Here is a 19,797-nt window from a genome sequence, read left to right as displayed (position 1 = left end):
CATCACTGTCATGTGGTACAAATATCGGGTGAGAGTTATCGTTTGAAGGATAAAAAAAGAATTGGGATTCAGCCCCAGGTTGAAATTTAATACGAGATCAAAGGGGTCAATTTTACTTTGCCATTTGTAAGGTGAAAGGGGTCAATTTTAGAATGCCGTTGACAGTAACAACCGTGTAATCGCATAGTATCTTGAATTTGCTGCCAGATATCATCGGTGAGAAGAGTACGTGCCATTGAAAAAATATAGAAATCAAAAGAGCTTAAAGGAGGATTTTAAGTATTTAAAACCAATTTTTCAAATGAGGACACGCCCTAAAATAATTCTTAAATGGATTTCTTAATGAGGCAAAGAAATCTATTCAAGAATTATCAATTTCGTATGATTGAATAATTGGTGAGTATACTAAGTTGGAAATTAGTATAGATAAAAGTGGAATTGATTTATCGGGATAGCTTTATTAAATTATCATTAAATACTTATTTGGTAATATAATATTGGTATGAATAAGTCTGCACCTAAAATTTATTATACAATCAATCATCATATAATTAAGTTTTTATTAATCACGATAATATTGGCTATTAGATTTAATTTTAAAACTCAATGATATACGTAAGAAAATAATAAACGAGCTAGAAATTAAACTTACTCTGATACAGCGCTTCAATGTTATTTAATGATCAAATATCTATTTTGACTTTTTTGTGAGTGGTCACAGGTTTTGTTCAGAGTGTTGTTAAACTCTATGGATAGACTTTCTCTGAATATCAAAAAAGTAGTGATGGACAGCATCTATTCATTGATTTCACTGGCATGGAATTTTCAGGTACAAAGTTAAAAACGTTATATCAGTATAAAGATATTATAGAAAATGGTAGTTAAGTGGTAACTCAAAGATTAAATAACAGACTTTTAATGAAAAGCCCCTCTAGGGCTTTTTATCTATAACTTAAGGCAACTGCTTTATCGGACTACCACCTAAAGCTTGCATCAAGATCACATAAGCATTGTATTGACTTTGCTTGGTTTGAACCAAAGACAGTCGAGCATTACGTGTGGTTTCTTGTGCATCGAGTAAGTTTTTCAACGCAATGGCACCATTTCGATAACGAACTTCAGTCAAACGCTCAGTCTTTTCTGCAAGTTGTACATTACGCTCTTGCAAAGCAACTTGTTGACTTAACTCAGTACGATTGGATAGCGCATTTTCCACATCGGCAAAAGCCTGATACAAGGTCTGACGATATTGAATAATAGATTTTTCATAATCTAAATCACTAATCGCAAGGTCTTTCTTCATATCGTTATATTGCAAGAAAGGTAAACTCAAACTCGCACCCAAAGCCAAAGCGGGGTTTTGCAATAAATTACTCAAAGACGTACTGCTCGATCCTAAACTGCCAGTTAAACTGATTGAAGGATAGTAACTGGCTTTCGTTGCATCTTTATTTGCCAAAGCTTTACGTAATCTTAATTCGCTCGCTTGTAAATCTGGACGGCGAGACAACAACTCGGCAGGTAAACCTGCTGCAATTGTCGGTAATGCAATTCGAGGTAAACGCTGCGGCTCTGAAATATTCAGTTGTTGCACAGGTTGATGCAATAACACAGCCAATGCAGTACGTGTTTCCACTTTTTGTTGGGCAATTTGGCTTGAGGTCGCTTTTTGACTTTGGACCGACTGTTCCGCTTGAGTTAGATCTAAACCTGACACAGCACCGGCTTTATATTGCACCTTGACCAAGTCATAGGTTTTTTGCGTACTGGCTAAGTTTTGCTGCGCAATACTGTAGCGCTCATTTAAATAGCCAAGCTGCCAATATAGGTTTGCTGTTGTTGCAATCAAGCTTTGAGCAGTGGCTTGCAGGTCTTGTTCAGTTGCTAAAGCTTCCCATTTTGCGGCCTCTGTCTGGCTAGCCAAACGACCAAATAAATCTACTTCATAACTAACACCACCGTTGAGTGACACACCTTTTGATGAATCATCACCTGAGTTAAGGTCAAAGTTATGTCCAGTTGAAACACTTGAGCTCACGCGTGGCCCTTGTTTATTTACAGCTAAACCTGCTTGTAGTCGAGCTTGCTGTAAATTAATACCTGCTACAGCAAGGTCTGTATTGGCAGCTAAAACTTGATTCACCAATTGGTTCAATTGAGCATCATTAAACAATGTCCACCATTGGTCAGCATAAGTATCTGCATGAACTTGCTGACTCATGGCTTTCGCATTTTGAAATTGCGTCGGGATTTGTGTTGCAGGGGCTTCATAAGGCGTCTTAACCACAGCGGCACAGCCGACTAAGCTAGTTCCGAGAATGAAGGCACTTGCAAGTTTAGTTAAGGTCATTTGCATCATTATTTCCTTATTCGCGAGAAAGCGCATCGACAGGGTTGAGCTGTGCGGCATTACGTGCAGGAATAAAGCCAAACACAATACCAATCATACTTGAGCAGACAAATGCAGCAACGATAGACGTCGTTGAATAGGCCATTTGGAATGTTCCACCGGCAAAATGACTAATCAATTGTCCAATACCTAAAGATAATAAAACCCCAAGCACACCGCCTAAGATACACACCAACACCGCCTCAATCAGGAACTGCTGTAAAATGTCACTTTGACGGGCACCCACGGCCATACGCACACCAATTTCTTGGGTACGCTCAGTCACAGAAACCAACATAATGTTCATGACCCCAATACCACCGACGATCAATGAAATCACCGCAATCGCAGACACCAATAAAGTCATTGTTGCAGTGGTTTGTTGAATGGTTTCACGGATACTATCGGAGTTTTGTGTAAAGACATCTTGCGCGCCATGACGTTGCACTAACAAGTTTAATATGGCGTTTTCAGCAGCAGCACTTGGGTATTCATCTTTTACACGGACAATGATGCTACGTACATTCGACTGACCTAACATACGACTCATGACCGTTGAATAGGGCAAATACACATTCAGGCTATCTGAGTTGCCCATCATGCTTTTTTGTTCTTCGATCACGCCAATGATACGGCTCGGTACACTACCTAATAAAATGACTTGACCCACAGGGTTGGTGCCATCTGCAAAGAAGGTATTTTTAGTATTACTATCAATCACCACATCTTGCGCTTGCTCAGTCACACTTTCTTTATCAAAGGGCTGACCCGAAGCGAAGTTCATACCGCGTACATAGAAGAAATCTTCACTCACGCCATTTACTGTGGTCGACGCTTCTGTGTCTTTAAAACGTGCTGTGACAGATGAATTGACCGAAGGACTAACGCCATCGACATAAGGTTGCTCAGCAAGGGCTGTCGCATCGGCTGGAACCAATGTTTTTACTTGCGATGATCTTGAGTTATCACCAAAGCCTCGACCTTGATACACCGTGATGGTATTGGTACCTAAACTGCTGATATTTTCTAAAATCTGCTTTTGTGAACCATTCCCAAGAGCCACAACAGAAACCACAGAAGCGATACCAATAATGATCCCGAGCATGGTTAAAAATGTACGCATCCGGTGTGCATTCATGGCTAAAATCGCCATACGGAATGCTTCACCTAAACGGTCAACGGCAGAGCGCCAGCTTGAGGTTTTTTTCTGTGTGTTTGGAACGAGTTGTTGCTTTTCTAAAGGTTCATCATCTGTTTCAGGCACATTGGGCTGATCTGAGATGATATTACCGTCAGAAATTTCAATAATACGCGTCGCATTTTTTGCAACATTATGGTCGTGCGTGACCAAAATAATGGTATGACCTTTGGCATTGAGTTCGCGCAAAATCCGCATTACTTCAATACCACTATTCTTATCTAGTGCACCGGTCGGTTCATCGGCAAGAATAACATCGCCACCATTCATGAGGGCACGCGCAATCGATACACGTTGTTGCTGACCACCGGAGAGTTGACTTGGGCGGTTTTGGGTTTTCTCACCCAGCCCTAAATCGGTTAGTAGTTGCTTGGCACGTGCATTGCGTTCGGTTGCATCTGCACCGGCATAGATTGCAGGAACTTCGACGTTACCAGCAGCATTCAAATCACCGAGTAAGTGATAGCGCTGGAAAATAAAGCCAAAATATTCACGGCGTAACTGTGCCAGTTCATCTGGTTCAAGTTCACGCGTTTCACGCCCCTTGACCTTGTAGCTGCCATTGGTTGGCTTATCTAAACACCCCAAAATATTCATGAGGGTGGATTTACCAGAACCGGACTGACCTACAATCGCCACCAGTTCACCTGGGTAAATCTCAAGATTAACCCCTTTTAGAATCTGGACTGTGCTTTCACCAGCAGGGAATTCACGAGTCAGATTCTTGACCTCGAGTAGAGGTGTCTGATGTTGACTCATGATTACATTCTCATTGGGCCGCCAGCACCACCACGGTTGCTGCGTTTAGCTGAATCATTTGAAGTATCAGAACCGTCGGCAATCACGACTTTGTCACCCTGTTTTAAGCCACGGATCACTTGTGCGGTCACACGGTTATTTAAACCAAGTAATACAGGTTGAGGTTGCGCAGAACCATCCGCTTGCAATACACGTACCATGGCAACGCTCGCTTTACCTTGTTTGACCAATGCTTTTTCAGCTTCAGTCAGTTCTAAACGTTTAGGACGGTGTGGATTGTCTTTGTTCGATCTAGCTTCTGCGTTGGCATTTTTATCAGCAGATTGACCATCGGTAGACGTATTATTTCGGCTACGTTGTGGACGGTTCGAGGTTTGTACGGCTGCAGCAGGGACAGTCAAGACATTCTTCGCCTCATCTAAAATAATATAAACTTGAGCAGTCATATCGATACGCAATTTGCCGTCTTCATTCGGGACATCAAATAGCGCATTGTAGTAAACCGCAGTACTTGAAGACGAAGAGGTATTGCTGTTGCTTTCGGTGTTGATTGAGTTCGGCGCAGGTTCAACTTGGCGCAGGGTTGCATAGTGTTTTGTTTCACTGTCGCCCAACGTCGTAAAGTAAACACTTTGACCTTCTTGGACTTTCATCACATCAGCTTCAGAAATTTCAGCTTTAATGGTCATGGTGTCGAGCTTTGCCAATTTCACAATGGTTGGCGCACTTTGGTTGGCGTTTACGGTTTGACCTTCTTCAGTCACAATTGCCACGATGGTTCCATCCATTGGTGCAACAATTTGTGTATAGCCTAAGTCTTCTTTTGCAGTCGCTAAAGTTAAACGTGATTGTTCGATTTGTGCATTAATGGCTGCAATATCAGCTTGCGCAGTTTTATAACTTGCTAGCGCAGATTCAAGTTCTGCACGACTAGTCGCATCTTGAGCGTACATCGCTTGCTGACGATTATATTCAGCTTGGACTTTTGCAAGATTTGCATTTTTTACTGCCAATTGCGCTTGTTGGTTTTTGATGCTGGCTTCTGCAGTTTTTAAATCATTTTCCTGACGTACAGAGTCAATACGGGCAATCAGCTGACCTTGTTTCACTTCATCACCGAGTTGCACATACATCTTTTTCACCTGACCAGAAACCTGTGCACCAACACTCACCATTTTGGTTGCTTCAAGTACACCTGTTGCAAGTACAGAGTTTTCAATGTCACCACGACTCACTTCAGCAGTAATATATTGCGGCTGAGTTTCTTTAGGTTTTAGGAAATGCCATGCAGTGACAGCGATTGCCAAAGCAACGATGATGGCTACGATCAATTTTGCTGGTTTTATTTTTGGCATGATTGGCAGTTAAAAGTTTATAAAGATGATTGAATTATAAGATTTAAATACGGATAAATTGTGAACTTTTTGAACAAATAGTAATGATAATTATTCTTTTATACTGCAATGCAAGTTATTACAGCCTTTTCATTAGACTAGAAGAGTCTGCGCCCACACAAGCTGGCAATAGCTTGTTGTACCAAGTGCTCAGGATTTTCATGACCTAAACCTTTTATTGACGCGTCTAAACGAAGTAATAGGGCAGGCCAAGTCAAAAAATCGTTCGCATTTAAACGGCGTAACGCTTGTTGATACAGCCCGACTTTGGTTTTCCAAATACCGATTTGCAAGGCATTTTGTGGCTGCTCAAACAGTTGCATCAGCAAACGCATTTCCTTACTGATACTCCATAAAATCAGCGACATCGGCTCGCCTGAAGCGATTAAGTATTGAAAAATTTTAATTGATTGCGCCAAATTGCCTTGCAGCATTGCATCATTTAAATCATAGGTGGTGTAGCGTGACTGATCTTGTAAGCAAGAGTACAGATGATCAATCTGAATCATTTCAGCTTCAGGAAAAGTATCTGCGACACGCATTAAACTATTTTTTGCAGCCAGTAAATTGTGCTCATGATGCTGTTCTAACCATTGCCAAGCATCATTGGCAAGTTGAATGCCAAGCTTTTGCGCCTCGGTGGCTAAGATTTGCTGACGATCTTTAGGGTAATTTGCAGTCAGTGCAACATTGACCCCATTGGCATCAATGGTTTGGAAGAAACTGGTCTTTAAACTCGCACTGTCTTGCTTTGGCATTACCACGAGCAGCAAGTTATTTTCATTTTGCTGCAAATAGCTTTTTAACAGTTTTAGTCCATTGGCATCGGGTTTAATGCTGCCATGTGCCTCAATCGCCAGTTGACTGGAAAATAATGACAAACTATTTAACGCATTAAAGACATTTTTCCAGTCAGCAGCAGAGCTAATGTCATAACGTTGACGCTCGATTTCTCGAGCGTTCCAACTCTTACGAAATGCATCCAGGAGATTTTGTTCAAGTAAAGGCTCTTGACCATGCAGCACCCAGGCACCTTGCGCTTCATCTACACGTTTTAATGCCTGAAGATAGTCAAGTTTCATAAATCAAAATTACTCAGCTTTGGTCGGTGCAGTTAGTGGGTTTGCTTTCGGTAAGCGGTTTGATGAAATTTGGCGCACGATCTGTTGTGCAATGTCATCAATAATCACTTGTTTTAAATATTTTTCTTCTTGGTCATCAGTGTTCACGGTTGCTACGTCGTATTGGTAGCTACGTGTTGCCATCAATGTACGGGGTTCAGTTACAGGATTGCCTTGAGCATCTTCAATTTGGAACGTCACATTCAGGCGCAGTAAAGTTTCAACCAATTTACCATTGAGTTCTAAACGTCGCGGAGTGTAATCCAACACATGTAAGACATAGGCATTTTGATTATTGCTCAATTGCACGCCTGCAGAACCTAAATAAATCGCTAACTTTTCATGTAAGTCATCCGTATCTTCAGGAAGTGCCAATCGCATATTGGAATAGGCCACAGGTACAGCAGCAGGGTTGGTGCCTTTTAAATGAAAACCACAACCGACCATGCCTGCGCTCAGGCCCATAGTTAATACAATTGCAGCAACACGTTGAACCAAGTGCATAAAGTGTCCTCTGTTTCCCGAAGGGATAATGTTGAAATCCTGTGTGGATTGTAAAGTCAAAGCCCGTTGACTGGCAACGGGCTTTGTTTGGGAATTGTTTGTTAATCCCTCCCGACCTCCCTTTAAAAAAAGGGAGGAGACCCGATTTTTTTTTGGAAGCGGGAAGTCCCCCTTTTATAAAGGGGGATTTAGGGGGATTAAATTAAACCACCAAATTCACTAATTTATTCGGCACCACAATTTCTTTCTTGGTTGGACCAGTCAAGAATTGTTGAACTTCAGGTAATGCTTTTGCTTGTGCCAAAATGTCATCTTTAGAGGCATCGACAGACACTTCTAATTTGCCACGAAGTTTACCGTTCACTTGCACTACAATCGTTTGTGTATTGCGAGTCAGCGCAGATTCATCTACCGCAGGGAAGCGTGCTGATGTTAATTCGATACCAAACTCAGCCAATAAGGTTTGGCTTAAATGTGGTGCAAACGGAGCAAGTAAAGTTAGAAGGGTAATGATTGATTCACGTGCAACGGCAACGTCATTGTCATCTTTGGCTTCAAACTTATTGTTTGCATTCAAAAGTTCCATCATCGCAGCAATCGCGGTGTTGAAGGCATGACGACGTGCAATGTCATCACCCACTTTTTGAATGGTTTCGTGTGTTTTACGACGTAAGTCTTGTGCAGCGGTAGAAAGTGTCGCTTTGTCGATGTTTGCAGCAGAGTTGCCTTGTTCAAGGAAACCTGTTGCTAGGCGCCATACACGTTTTAAGAAACGGTTTGCACCTTCAACACCAGCGTCAGACCATTCTAGTGATTGATCTGGTGGTGCAGCGAACATCATGAATACACGTGCAGTATCTGCGCCGTATTGATCAATAATCGCTTGCGGGTCGATACCGTTATTTTTCGATTTCGACATTTTTTCTTGACCGCCAACCACGACGTCTTGACCATCACCTTGATATTTCGCAGAAATGATACGACCTTTTTCATCACGTTCTAAATCGATGTCAGCAGGGTTAAACCAAGTTTTCTTACCTGACTCTGATTCACGGTAGTAGGTATCCGCAAGCACCATACCTTGAGTAAGCAAGTTGGTGAATGGCTCGTTCCCTTGTACCACACCTTCATCACGCATCAATTTGTGGAAGAAGCGTGCATAAAGTAAATGAAGAATTGCGTGTTCAACACCACCGATGTATTGGTTCACAGGTAACCAAGTTTGACCCGCTTCAGGTTTTACCATACCGTCAGTGAAATCTGGAGATGCATAGCGTGCATAGTACCAAGATGATTCTACAAAGGTATCTAGCGTATCTGTTTCACGACGAGCGTCGCCACCACAGCATGGACAAGTTGTTTCATAGAACTCAGGCATTTTGTTTAGTGGGTTGCCTGAACCGTCTGGAACTACGTCCGTTGGCAATACAACTGGAAGTTGTTCTTCAGGTACTGGAACCTGACCACATTTTTCACAGTTGATCATAGGAATTGGACAACCCCAATAACGCTGACGAGAAACACCCCAGTCACGTAAACGGAATTGAACTTTCGAGTTGGCAAGTCCAGTCGGTTCTAATTTTGCAAGGAATGCATCGTACGCCCCTTGTAAGTCTAAGCCGTCAAATTCGCCTGAATTCACCAGTTTGCCGTCTTTAGAGCCATACCATTCTTGCCAAATTGTTGCGTCAAAGTCTGCATCGTCTGCACCTTTGGCATCAATCACTTGCTTGATGGTTAAGCCATATTTGTTGGCAAATTCGAAGTCACGTTCATCGTGTGATGGAACCGCCATCACCGCACCTGAACCGTAAGACATCAAGACGTAGTTTGCGATCCAAACAGGAACTTCTTCACCTGTAACTGGGTGCTTAACTGACAAACCTGTTGCCATGCCTTTCTTTTCAGCAGTCGCAAGGTCTGCTTCTGCAACAGAACCCATACGGCATTCTTCGATAAATGCAGCAAGCTCAGGATTGCTTTCCGCAGCTTTAAGTGCCATTGGATGCTCTGCTGCAACTGCAACATAAGTCACACCCATGAGTGTGTCAGCACGAGTGGTAAATACAGTTAAACCATCTGCATAAACATTTGGATTCGCTGAAGGGAAGGTAATTTCCATACCCTGTGAGCGACCAATCCAGTTACGTTGCATGGTTAAAACTTGCTGTGGCCAGCCGTCTTTTAATGTTTCTAAATCGTCAAGTAATTCTTGCGCATAGTCAGTGATGCGGAAGTAGTACATTGGAATATCACGTTTCTCAACCAATGCACCTGAACGCCAGCCACGACCATTTTCAACTTGTTCGTTTGCTAAAACAGTTTGGTCTACAGGGTCCCAGTTCACTGTTGAAAGCTTACGGTAAATTAAACCTTTTTTATAAAGCTGTACGAATAACCATTGTTCCCAACGGTAGTATTCAGGTGTGCAAGTTGCAAATTCACGATCCCAATCTACAGAAAGACCTAACTTTTTAAGCTGATTACGCATGTAATCAATGTTTTCAAAAGTCCATTTTGCAGGAGCGACTTGATGGGCAATTGCAGCATTTTCAGCAGGTAGACCGAAAGCATCCCAACCCATTGGTTGTAGTACAGTTTCACCTTGTAAGCGGTGGAAACGGCTGATCACGTCACCAATTGTATAGTTACGCACATGACCCATATGCAGTTTGCCACTTGGATAAGGGAACATAGAGAGGATATAACGACGTGGTCCTTCTACTTGGTCGGCAACTTTGAAGGCTTTGCGATTTTCCCAGTCTTGTTGGACTGTAGGTTCAATCGCACTGGCTTGATATTCAGGGTCAATGTGAGTAGTCATAAACGTAAATAGAAATAACGGTTAAAAAGTTTGTGCTACAGCATAGCGCAAAATACGCCTAGAGTGAATTTTGCGATGCTGCCTAGATGTAAATAATTTAAGTCGATATAGCAGGACTTTGGCGTGAATTATTGTGCTGCGGCAGCTACCGCTTGAGCTTGGCGGAGTGCTGCATTGGCTTCGCGTTGTTGTTCTGCTTGTTGCTCATTTTGTTCATTCGACTGTTCGGCTTCACGTGAAACCTCTTCTTGGTTTTTTGCTGGAGTTGATTGCGTAGTCGTTGTTGCGCCATAGGTATTTACTTTACCTTTACGCTGCGCATTTTTTGGCGGTGGCGTGGTGGTGTAATGCGTTGAACCTTTAGCATCCACCCATTTGTAATATTCTTTCGCTGAAAGGTCCAAACTGGTCAGGCAAAACGCCATGCTAGATAAAATACAGGCAGTTCGTGCAATCGTCGTCTTCATCATAAATTCAGTCCCAAAGTTATAGTGATCATGCAAAATTATGCTGAAAATTTTGCGCTTTTTTGACAGCAGAATCTATGCATTTTTTAGCACAAAGGATAAAAGGGGCATCGCGTGGGATGAGTAACTTTGTGAATGATGAATTGTGGAATTAATGAGCAATAAAAATGTTGGGTTCTTATGATCCAATCCATGCATTAAGTTGAAAGTGAGGCAATTGAATGAAAAACCCACAGCCATTCATTTAATTTATTTATTAGATTTATAAAAGTATTTTATTAAATGCATGCTAACTGGTTATAAATAAACAAACTACAAAGAATGCAAAGAACGGGAGTATGCTTAAAAAACAAACGGTCTGTAAGTAATCAGAAAAAAGCCGATTTTTAAACTTGACTTTAATGGTTGAAACTACAAAAATGCTGTCTTTAGTTTTATATGCCTTAGATCGATCACCCTTCGAATGAGTGCATTTTAGCAATGGACTTCTTCTCTAGCCGAGAAGTTGAACAAAGCCAACAAAATATGTTTATCCCAACATGTTTTAGACCCCATATTGCTCAAACAGCAAGCAGGTCAGATTTTTTTCTTATTGCTATGAAAACTATGAAATTTGTGTGCTATAACAGAGCACACAGTTAATGAATTAACCACGACAAATGCCCTCCATTTGTGCGTGAAAAAAGATTAGGGTGAATCACGTTGGAACTTTTATCTGGTGGTGAAATGCTCGTACGCGCTTTAGCGGACGAAGGCGTTGAACATGTTTTTGGATACCCAGGCGGCGCAGTACTGCATATTTATGATGCGCTATTTCAACAAGAAAAAATCAATCATTACCTAGTGCGCCACGAGCAAGCTGCTGGTCATATGGCTGATGCTTACTCACGTGTCACAGGTAAAACAGGTGTCGTACTGGTGACATCTGGTCCGGGTGCAACAAATACCGTAACTCCAATTGCAACTGCCTATATGGACTCAATCCCAATGGTGATTTTGTCAGGTCAGGTTGCAAGCCATCTTATCGGTGAGGATGCGTTCCAAGAAACTGATATGGTTGGTATTTCGCGCCCAATCGTAAAACACAGCTTCCAAGTACGTCATGCAAGCGAAATCCCTTCGATTATTAAGAAGGCATTTTATATCGCTTCAAGTGGTCGTCCGGGTCCTGTTGTCGTTGATATTCCAAAGGATGCGACGAATCCTGCAGAGAAATTTGCTTACGAATATCCTGAAAAAGTGAAAATGCGTTCGTATCAACCGCCGCATCGTGGTCACTCAGGTCAAATTCGTAAAGCAATTGATGAATTGATTCATGCTAAACGCCCAATTATTTATTCAGGCGGCGGTGTGGTTCAAGGCAATGCTTCTGCACAGTTGACAGAACTTGCACATTTACTGGGTTATCCAGTAACCAGTACCCTAATGGGTCTTGGTGCGTATCCGGGCAATGATGAACAATTCATCGGCATGTTGGGTATGCATGGTACTTACGAAGCCAATATGACGATGCACAATGCAGATGTGATTCTGTGTGTGGGCGCGCGCTTCGATGACCGTGTAACCAATAATCCAGCGAAATTCTGTCCAAATGCGAAAGTCATTCATATTGATATAGACCCAGCAACGATTTCAAAAACAATTATGGCGCATATCCCAATTGTGGGTGCAGTAGAGCCTGTATTGACTGAAATGTTGGCTCAATTAAAGCAATTGAATGTGTCTAGACCAAATCCTGAAGATATCGCGGCTTGGTGGAAACAAATCAATGAATGGCGTCAAGTTCATGGTTTGAACTATGACAAACCAACTGATGGTTCAATGAAACCACAGCAAGTTGTTGAAGCGTTGGATAAAATTACCAATAGCCAAGCCATTATTACTTCAGACGTTGGTCAACACCAAATGTTTGGTGCGCTTTACTACAAATACACACGTCCACGTCAATGGATCAACTCAGGTGGTCTAGGAACCATGGGTGTAGGTTTGCCATATGCTATGGCAGCTAAACTTGCCTTCCCAGATCAACAAGTAGTGTGTATTACTGGCGAAGCATCGATTCAGATGTGTATCCAAGAACTATCTACATGTAAGCAATATGGCTTGAATGTAAAAATTCTATGCTTGAATAACCGTGCATTAGGTATGGTTAAGCAATGGCAAGACATGAACTACGAAGGTCGTCACTCAAGCTCGTATGTTGAGTCACTTCCAGACTTCCCTAAATTAATGGAGGCGTATGGTCATGTGGGTATTCAAATTGATCATGCAGATGAACTCGAGTCGAAGCTTGCTGAAGCGATGGCGATCAATGACAAGTGCGTGTTTATTAACGTGATGGTTGACCGTTCAGAGCATGTATATCCAATGTTGGTTGCTGGCCAGTCAATGAAAGATATGTGGTTAGGCAAAGGAGAGCGCACACAATGAGACATATTATCTCTGTACTTGTAGAAAACGAAGCAGGTGCGCTTTCACGTTTGGTAGGTTTATTCTCTCAGCGTGGTTATAACATTGAGACATTAAACGTAGCGCCAACAGAAGATCCGACGCTTTCGCGTTTGACTTTAACCACGTATGGCGATGAGCATAAAATTGAACAAATCACCAAACAACTCAACAAGCTTGTCGAAGTTGTTAAAGTTGTTGATTTGTCTGAAGGTGCTCATATTGAACGTGAATTGATGTTAATTAAAGTCAAAGCACTTGGTTCAGCGCGCGCAGAAATTAAACGTACTGCGGATATTTTCCGTGGACAAATCGTAGACGTAACACCAACGACATATACCATTCAAATCGCAGGTACAACTGAAAAGATAGATGGTTTTATTGATGCCTTAGCTGAAAATACAATTCTAGAAGTTGTACGTTCAGGTGTTTCAGGTATCGCACGTGGCGAAAAAGTTTTAACTATCTAATTTTATATATTCACCTCACTCCTATGGGTGAGGTACTTGAAACGTGAATAATCAAACAGAATCACGGTATCAAGTTAAAGGAAACAAAAGCATTTTAGCGGAGACAGCAATGCAAATTTTTTACGATAAAGACACAGACTTATCTATCATCCAAGGCAAAAAAGTAGCAATCATTGGTTATGGTTCACAAGGCCATGCTCATGCGCTTAACCTTAAAGATTCAGGCGTTGACGTAACTGTAGGTCTACGTGCTGGTTCTACTTCTTGGAAAAAAGCTGAAAATGCTGGTCTTAAAGTTTCAGAAGTTCCTGCTGCTGTAGCTCAAGCTGACTTAGTTATGATTTTGACTCCAGATGAGTTCCAATCACAACTTTACCGTGACGTAATTGAGCCAAACATCAAGCAAGGTGCAACGCTAGCATTTGCTCATGGTTTCTCTGTTCTTTATAACCAAGTTGTTCCACGTGCTGACCTTGACGTAATCATGGTTGCTCCAAAAGCGCCTGGTCATACTGTACGTTCAGAATTCCAACGTGGTTCAGGTGTACCTGATCTTATCGCTGTTCACCAAGATGCTTCTGGTAATGCACGTAACGTTGCGCTTTCTTACGCTTCAGGTGTGGGTGGTGGTCGTACTGGTATTATTGAAACTTCATTCCGTGAAGAAACTGAAACTGACCTTTTCGGTGAGCAAGCAGTTCTTTGTGGTGGTGCTGTTGAATTGGTTAAAATGGGCTTCGAAACTTTGGTTGAAGCTGGTTATGCACCAGAAATGGCTTACTTCGAATGTCTACACGAACTTAAATTGATCGTTGACTTAATGTTCGAAGGCGGTATCGCGGACATGAACTACTCAGTATCAAACAATGCTGAATATGGCGAATACGTAACTGGTGTTGAAGTAATCAACGAACAGTCTCGTGAAGCTATGCGTAATGCGCTTAAACGTATTCAATCTGGTGAATACGCGAAGATGTTCATCCAAGAAGGTGCGTTGAACTATCCTTCTATGACTGCTCGTCGTCGTCAAAACGCGGCGCATGGTATCGAAGTAACTGGTAACAAGTTACGTGCGATGATGCCTTGGATCCAAGCGAACAAAATCGTTGATAAAGAGAAAAACTAATTTCTTGAATCAATTGATTTGAATACGAAGACCCACTCATTTTGAGTGGGTTTTTTAATATCTAAAGTTACGTGCCTTAAAAATAGAAAAGTAGTGCTCTCATTCCTTACGCGTCACTCAAAACAGTGTGCTGCCTCGTTGTACTTCGTACAAAACAATGTTTTGTACTCGTTCATACTTTGGATCCAAGCGAACAAAATCGTAAGCAAAGAAAAGAATTTATTTAATTATCTTTTGAGTTTTATGCTACAAGGAACCCAATATTAGCGTGGGTTAGAATAATGATTTTATATAAATATGTGAGTTTTGAAGCTGCTTTAACGATTTTAAAAACAAAATCTCTAGGTTTTCACATTTAGAAGATTTTAATGACCCATTTGAATGCACTGGTTTTGGTTTTTATGATTTGGATGTACCGACATCGGTAGCAGTAGGGCATTCCGAAATCAGTTTTCTAGAAAATATGTGATTTTAAGTTTGACTAGAAATGCTTTAAATCTACTCATCTGGCCACATTATGGGGATAGTTAAAAAAGGTGTCGTGATCGGAATAGACACATGCAAAGCAGGCCTTGAAGATGGTGATCAATTTATTATTCCTTCAACAAAAGGAGAGTTGAGATATTTAAAAACAGCACCGAAGCAGGCCAATGTGGCAAGTGTTGAAAAATTAATGTCGGTAGGAAATTCAAATATTTTAAATTGGGATAATGAAGAAGTTTTAATAAAGCATGGTTTGCTTTATAAAATGCAGGAATGGGCATACAAAGAGGAAGTACGTATTGTAAAAAATATTAGCGATGCTCAATTCGGGTATCACTTTTCTACAAAAACACATGCATATATCAATGACCAACTTTGGCAAAGAGTCCAATTGCAAACGCGTCCAATTTATACGTTAAAATTGCCTGAAGAAGCCTTTGTTGAAGTATATGTTGGGAAAAATGCATATATTGATCTTAGAAGAAAGCAAGAGCTTGTGAAGCCAGTAATTGATCATAAGAGATCAGTGTGAATTGCTGAAAGATCTATGTGTTGAATCTAATATTAGTTTGAAATGCATTTCATTAGATTAGGAAACATGGTCTTTAAAAGTGAATCAAATTTAATTTGATGGTTTTGAGTCATGGGTGGTTTCAAAACTCCTATATTTGTGTCATCTGTGTTGAATTTAGGTTGTGATAGAGTAGGCATTATTCATGCTGCATGGAGTGTGTAATTGCAATGAAAATATCAAAACTCTCTCTCTTACTCGCTCTTTGTCTACCTGTGGTGAGTTTTGCACAAGTTTCAGATATAGCACAGTCTGAGTTAAAGCCTTTACCTGATGTTCGGATATCCATGCAGCGGATGCTTCGCTCTACTGAAGGGCGTTATTTCTTAGATTTGTATGCTGGCATATGGAATCCGCACGGGACTTTGACTGATTTGCAAGAGCCCAAACAAATTAACTTTAAAGGGACTCAAAAAGCAGATTTTATTGACTTGAATTCAGTCAATGTTGGGACGGAACAAAGGGCGGCAACTGCTTATCGATTGGCAGGTACATTGAATGCAAATACAGGCTACTTTAAAGCTGAACTGACGGAACAAACGGCACCACCATCTACAAGTTATCTACAGTTTGAACCTGCGTTTAAAGCTGCAGATAAACCTATCCTGCTGTTTAAGTTTTATGGGGTGCAATCCGCAGACCAACCTTATGGGAAGTCTCTAAAACGCGTAGATGTGGTTAATAAATCAAATGGCAAAGTACTACAGTCATTACAAGGCTTTAATGCTTTTGGGAATAGTATGGGATTCTTAGATGTAAACTTTGATGGATACTATGATGTTGTACTTTCAGATACCTCTGATGGTCGAAAAATAGAAGATAAGCGATTTATTTATTGGATGTACAATCCTAAAACGAAGAATTTTCAACGCTCACCACAATTGGAAAAAATTGCTGGCTTCCCAAAATTAAAAGGAGAGTTGCAGCAGATCGACTTTGGATCAGGTCAAATCTTTCGAGTCGATCAAGGATTGCTTTATCCAGTCAGTGAGTAAGTTAAATTTTAAAAAGCCCCATAACTTGGTAATGCCAGTCAGTTAAGAGATTGACTGGCTTTTTCTTGGGTATTTTTGAGGTTTTCCTTTTACAACCCTTGGATAACTCCTCACTCTTCTCTCAGGTATAACATACCGATTAGATTTCTCCATTAAACTTTCCAGATGTTTGGGGAGATTACCTGCAGAAGCCAAAGAGTCGAATCTGAGTAAATTAAGAAGGGCAATAGATGCAATATGAAAACTGATTCTCAAAGGACTTACTTTAGCTCGTTGAGCCATATGTTTCATTTGTCGTCTCAGAACATTATAGGCAATCAAGACACCCCATAATTCTTGATAAATTAAGTCTGGTTGCTTGCTTCTTAAGAGCTTACCTTTCTGCAAATTGCTTTTAATTTCTCGGTAACACATTTCAATTTCCCAACGCTGAGCATATAACTTTGCCAAGGCTATAAGTGGGTATGTCTTTGAATCTAATAATGAAGTAATGTAACGTCTGATTTTTCCTGCCTGCTCAACTTCAATCAAACGTGCCTCCCAATAATCCCCTAACGTTGGGTTAAGCTTCTTGGCTCTAGGTGATATTGGCATCCTGATATGAAAATCATGTGGGGAATTCCGTTTAATAATTTCATAACGTAAATTATCTTTTGCTCGCATCAGCCAATGACTTGATTCTGCACGTGTTTGCCACCCTATTAGAAAATCAGCAGAGAAATAAGCTCGATCAAATAATGTAATACTTTGTGCTGGTGGAGATAATTGATTTGCTAATGTGAGTTCACCCTGATCCATACTGCCTATTTGGGCATCTATGATTTCATGGGTATTGGTATTGACTAGGCACGTGGCTCTCACTTGTGGGTAAGGTGCTACAGCAGTTTTACCTTTAGATGAGCCAAAATGATTAAAGTTCTCTTCGGTCAGCGGCATAGACCAAACCACCCCATCAACAGCACATATACTAAGTCCTTGAAAGCTTGAATATTGTTGCTGTGTTTCATCAAACCATGCTTGGCTGAGCAGAGAGAATAAGGTACTTAAAGGCTCTTGTCCTAAACGTTGTCGTGCTTGGACTGCTGCACTAGGAACACAATATTCTGTTGTACCAAACACGAGGTTTAATTGCTCTACAACATAGCTGATGGGTTGATTTCGAAACAAGGCAAGCCCAATAACAAGCCAAACCACATGCTCAGCAGGTAATTTTCTCCTTCTGATTGATGCCTTACCTGTTTGATGCAGGCTTGTTTCAATCCAATTTAAATCAATAAGTTCACAAAAATGGTTGAGTGATGGGAGAGAATGTTCAAGAGTGGATTCTAAATGTTCAGATAAAGACATAAAAAAATGAGCGTATTCACATACACTCATTTTTACTACATTTTACTAAAATTTGCTTAACTGACTGGCATTACCATAACTTGGGGCTTTTTTTATTTATAGAATTTTCTAAAGATGAATGTAGATACTTTTAAATGAGGTAGTCAGTATTTTGAATAAAAAATCAAAGTAAAAAGAGGGTTGAAAGAGAGGGACTGAATTTTAACATACATGATATTTCATGTAATAAATGAGATTCTAAAAATTTGAAAAACAAAAAACTGAAATTTAAAGAAAGAAAATATGATTTACAAAAGCTTAACATTGGAAACTAAGACGTGTTTCAAAACCTGTAATTTAATACAAAGGCTCAGTATTTGGTGACGTAATTCTTGTATTACGTTTCAAAAGACATACCTGAAAGTAGTGATTATACATTCGAGATTCTATTTAAAAATAAAATTTAATCGGCCTTTACTATTAATATAGTTGAATATTCAAATATTATTGGTTTGTTTGAAAATTAATTTGAACTATTTCGCAAATATTTGGTGAAATATGTAACAGTCTATATTATTTTTAATATGGTTAAGGTTAATAAAAACAATTAGATATGTTATGCCTGAAAATAGGGATATGAAAAAAATCCCCAAAATTTGGGATAAACAGGAAAAGTAAATAAAAATAAATAAATTAAAAACATTTAATAAATTACAACCACATAATTTTAATTTTTACAAAAAATAATATTGCATGATAAGTCATGTGAATATGGGATATTAGGTTCTTTTTTTCTCAACTTGAATAAGAATGAGTCAGCACCTAGGGGAAGTGAAATTAATTGGATTTTATTAATAAATACCTTGGATGCGCATACTAATAAATCTCTAAAGAGAATGGAGTAATTGCTATGAATAAATTAATCAAAGTAACGATGTCAGCATTAGTTTTAAGTTTAGGGACAGCAGCATATGCTGGTGGTAAACCAGGCGGTGGGCACCCAGGCGGTGGTGGGCACCCAGGCGGTGGGCACCATTCTGGAAACCATGGTTGTGGTTCTTCAGGTGATTGTAAGGGTAAGATTGATATTGATTTGGTAGTAGAAAAACACTGCGATCTTGATATTGATGAATCACTACTAACTTTGGATAAAACCAACAGTTATACAGACTCAACAAAGTTCCAAGTTCGCACCAATGCAAATTATTTCTTGGCAATTACAGCGCCAACGACTTTAGCTAATGGAAGTCGCACTGTTCCTGTAGCTGTAACGACAACCGGTGCTGGTGGTCTTTATAGCAGTCCTACAGTAATTAATTGGGATGGTACAGAGCATGAATATACTGTTCAGGCTTCATCAGCAGGTTTAGATGCAATGTCGACTTATGCTGGTACCTACAAAGGTACATATAAGGTCGAAGTCAAATTCTAACACCTAGATAACTTCATACTCATAGTTGGAGGTGTTTTTAACACATCTCCAACTTCTTTCTTCATAAAAGAATAAGAGGTGGATATATGTTTCGATCATTGATTTTTATTCTTTTGGGGGTGGTTTGGACGTTGACTGCACATGCTGGAATTCAATTTAGTCCCTGAACCGTACCGGGTTTGTCGGAGACTTTTTTATTTAAGTTAGGCCACCTGACCTAACGGGTTAATCTTATCATAGTACATTGCTTCAAACTCAAAAGGCGATACATAACCCAGTGCACTGTGTAC

14 protein-coding genes and 1 pseudogene are annotated in these 19,797 nt (G+C 40.4%); 7 read left to right on the top strand and 8 right to left on the bottom strand.

Annotation, left to right across the window (positions count from 1 at the left end; all coding sequences use genetic code 11):
- Positions 1-90, top strand: a pseudogene (locus tag FTU17_RS17390) (AAA family ATPase); the annotation flags it as partial.
- An 862-nt stretch (positions 91-952) separates the two neighbouring features.
- On the opposite strand, the gene FTU17_RS14040 reads toward FTU17_RS17390, so the two are convergent.
- From FTU17_RS14040 to FTU17_RS14010, 7 genes are all read right to left on the bottom strand, one after another.
- On the bottom strand, positions 953-2,356 hold the full coding sequence (locus tag FTU17_RS14040; protein WP_180135774.1) for an efflux transporter outer membrane subunit: 1,404 nt from the start codon (positions 2,354-2,356) through the stop codon (positions 953-955).
- Positions 2,357-2,366: 10 nt separating this feature from the next.
- Entirely contained in the window at positions 2,367-4,346 is a 1,980-nt protein-coding gene (locus tag FTU17_RS14035; protein ID WP_180135772.1) for a MacB family efflux pump subunit, read from the bottom strand.
- A gap of 2 nt (positions 4,347-4,348) precedes the next feature.
- Positions 4,349-5,701 (bottom strand): MacA family efflux pump subunit, encoded by a 1,353-nt coding sequence (locus FTU17_RS14030; protein WP_180135770.1) that lies wholly within the window; start codon positions 5,699-5,701, stop codon positions 4,349-4,351.
- A gap of 137 nt (positions 5,702-5,838) precedes the next feature.
- The gene (gene holA, locus FTU17_RS14025; protein ID WP_180135768.1) at positions 5,839-6,822 is read right to left on the bottom strand and encodes a DNA polymerase III subunit delta; all 984 of its coding nucleotides are present in this window, start codon (positions 6,820-6,822) and stop codon (positions 5,839-5,841) included.
- A 9-nt stretch (positions 6,823-6,831) separates the two neighbouring features.
- On the bottom strand, positions 6,832-7,365 hold the full coding sequence (gene lptE, locus FTU17_RS14020; protein ID WP_078192675.1) for an LPS assembly lipoprotein LptE: 534 nt from the start codon (positions 7,363-7,365) through the stop codon (positions 6,832-6,834).
- A 202-nt stretch (positions 7,366-7,567) separates the two neighbouring features.
- Complete coding sequence (leuS, locus tag FTU17_RS14015) at positions 7,568-10,189, bottom strand: leucine--tRNA ligase (RefSeq protein ID WP_180135766.1); 2,622 nt, start codon at positions 10,187-10,189, stop codon at positions 7,568-7,570.
- A 128-nt stretch (positions 10,190-10,317) separates the two neighbouring features.
- Positions 10,318-10,614: a DUF4124 domain-containing protein gene (locus FTU17_RS14010; RefSeq protein ID WP_373683082.1), complete on the bottom strand. Its 297-nt coding sequence runs from the start codon at positions 10,612-10,614 to the stop codon at positions 10,318-10,320.
- A gap of 744 nt (positions 10,615-11,358) precedes the next feature.
- Between FTU17_RS14010 and FTU17_RS14005 the strand changes: the two genes are divergently transcribed.
- From FTU17_RS14005 to FTU17_RS13985, 5 genes are all read left to right on the top strand, one after another.
- Positions 11,359-13,086 (top strand): acetolactate synthase 3 large subunit, encoded by a 1,728-nt coding sequence (locus FTU17_RS14005; protein ID WP_180021021.1) that lies wholly within the window; start codon positions 11,359-11,361, stop codon positions 13,084-13,086.
- Positions 13,083-13,574, top strand: a complete 492-nt coding sequence (ilvN, locus tag FTU17_RS14000) for an acetolactate synthase small subunit (RefSeq protein ID WP_078189625.1) — start codon at positions 13,083-13,085, stop codon at positions 13,572-13,574. Before FTU17_RS14005 ends, ilvN begins: the two co-directional genes overlap by 4 nt.
- A gap of 109 nt (positions 13,575-13,683) precedes the next feature.
- The gene (gene ilvC, locus FTU17_RS13995) at positions 13,684-14,700 is read left to right on the top strand and encodes a ketol-acid reductoisomerase (RefSeq protein ID WP_078192867.1); all 1,017 of its coding nucleotides are present in this window, start codon (positions 13,684-13,686) and stop codon (positions 14,698-14,700) included.
- A gap of 517 nt (positions 14,701-15,217) precedes the next feature.
- Positions 15,218-15,715 carry a hypothetical protein gene (locus tag FTU17_RS13990; protein ID WP_180135764.1) on the top strand — a complete coding sequence of 166 codons (498 nt, stop codon included), beginning with the start codon at positions 15,218-15,220 and terminating at the stop codon, positions 15,713-15,715.
- A 209-nt stretch (positions 15,716-15,924) separates the two neighbouring features.
- The gene (locus FTU17_RS13985) at positions 15,925-16,749 is read left to right on the top strand and encodes a hypothetical protein (protein WP_257227402.1); all 825 of its coding nucleotides are present in this window, start codon (positions 15,925-15,927) and stop codon (positions 16,747-16,749) included.
- Positions 16,750-16,791: 42 nt separating this feature from the next.
- On the opposite strand, the gene FTU17_RS13980 is transcribed toward FTU17_RS13985, so the two are convergent.
- Positions 16,792-18,096: an IS4 family transposase gene (locus FTU17_RS13980; protein ID WP_168379863.1), complete on the bottom strand. Its 1,305-nt coding sequence runs from the start codon at positions 18,094-18,096 to the stop codon at positions 16,792-16,794.
- An 889-nt stretch (positions 18,097-18,985) separates the two neighbouring features.
- Here FTU17_RS13980 and FTU17_RS13975 point away from each other — a divergent pair.
- Complete coding sequence (locus FTU17_RS13975; protein WP_180135760.1) at positions 18,986-19,507, top strand: hypothetical protein; 522 nt, start codon at positions 18,986-18,988, stop codon at positions 19,505-19,507.
- Positions 19,508-19,797: the final 290 nt, after the last annotated feature.

The organism is Acinetobacter sp. YH12070, assembly GCF_013419625.1.
In the GTDB taxonomy this organism is placed as follows: Bacteria; Pseudomonadota; Gammaproteobacteria; order Pseudomonadales; family Moraxellaceae; genus Acinetobacter; species Acinetobacter amyesii.
The sequence above is the reverse complement of the archived record's forward strand: the minus strand, read 5'-3'. Positions and strand labels throughout refer to the sequence as shown.

Excerpts from the sequence above, each read along its gene's own strand:
- FTU17_RS14040 (WP_180135774.1), bottom strand. The coding sequence starts at position 2,356 with ATGCAAATGACCTTAACTAAACTTGCAAGTGCCTTCATTCTCGGAACT.
- ilvN (WP_078189625.1), top strand. The coding sequence starts at position 13,083 with ATGAGACATATTATCTCTGTACTTGTAGAAAACGAAGCAGGTGCGCTT.
- FTU17_RS13990 (WP_180135764.1), top strand. The coding sequence starts at position 15,218 with ATGGGGATAGTTAAAAAAGGTGTCGTGATCGGAATAGACACATGCAAA.
- FTU17_RS13975 (WP_180135760.1), top strand. The coding sequence starts at position 18,986 with ATGAATAAATTAATCAAAGTAACGATGTCAGCATTAGTTTTAAGTTTA.
- FTU17_RS14035 (WP_180135772.1), bottom strand. The coding sequence starts at position 4,346 with ATGAGTCAACATCAGACACCTCTACTCGAGGTCAAGAATCTGACTCGT.
- leuS (WP_180135766.1), bottom strand. The coding sequence starts at position 10,189 with ATGACTACTCACATTGACCCTGAATATCAAGCCAGTGCGATTGAACCT.
- FTU17_RS13980 (WP_168379863.1), bottom strand. The coding sequence starts at position 18,096 with ATGTCTTTATCTGAACATTTAGAATCCACTCTTGAACATTCTCTCCCA.
- holA (WP_180135768.1), bottom strand. The coding sequence starts at position 6,822 with ATGAAACTTGACTATCTTCAGGCATTAAAACGTGTAGATGAAGCGCAA.
- lptE (WP_078192675.1), bottom strand. The coding sequence starts at position 7,365 with ATGCACTTGGTTCAACGTGTTGCTGCAATTGTATTAACTATGGGCCTG.
- FTU17_RS13985 (WP_257227402.1), top strand. The coding sequence starts at position 15,925 with ATGAAAATATCAAAACTCTCTCTCTTACTCGCTCTTTGTCTACCTGTG.
- ilvC (WP_078192867.1), top strand. The coding sequence starts at position 13,684 with ATGCAAATTTTTTACGATAAAGACACAGACTTATCTATCATCCAAGGC.
- FTU17_RS14030 (WP_180135770.1), bottom strand. The coding sequence starts at position 5,701 with ATGCCAAAAATAAAACCAGCAAAATTGATCGTAGCCATCATCGTTGCT.
- FTU17_RS14010 (WP_373683082.1), bottom strand. The coding sequence starts at position 10,614 with ATGGCGTTTTGCCTGACCAGTTTGGACCTTTCAGCGAAAGAATATTAC.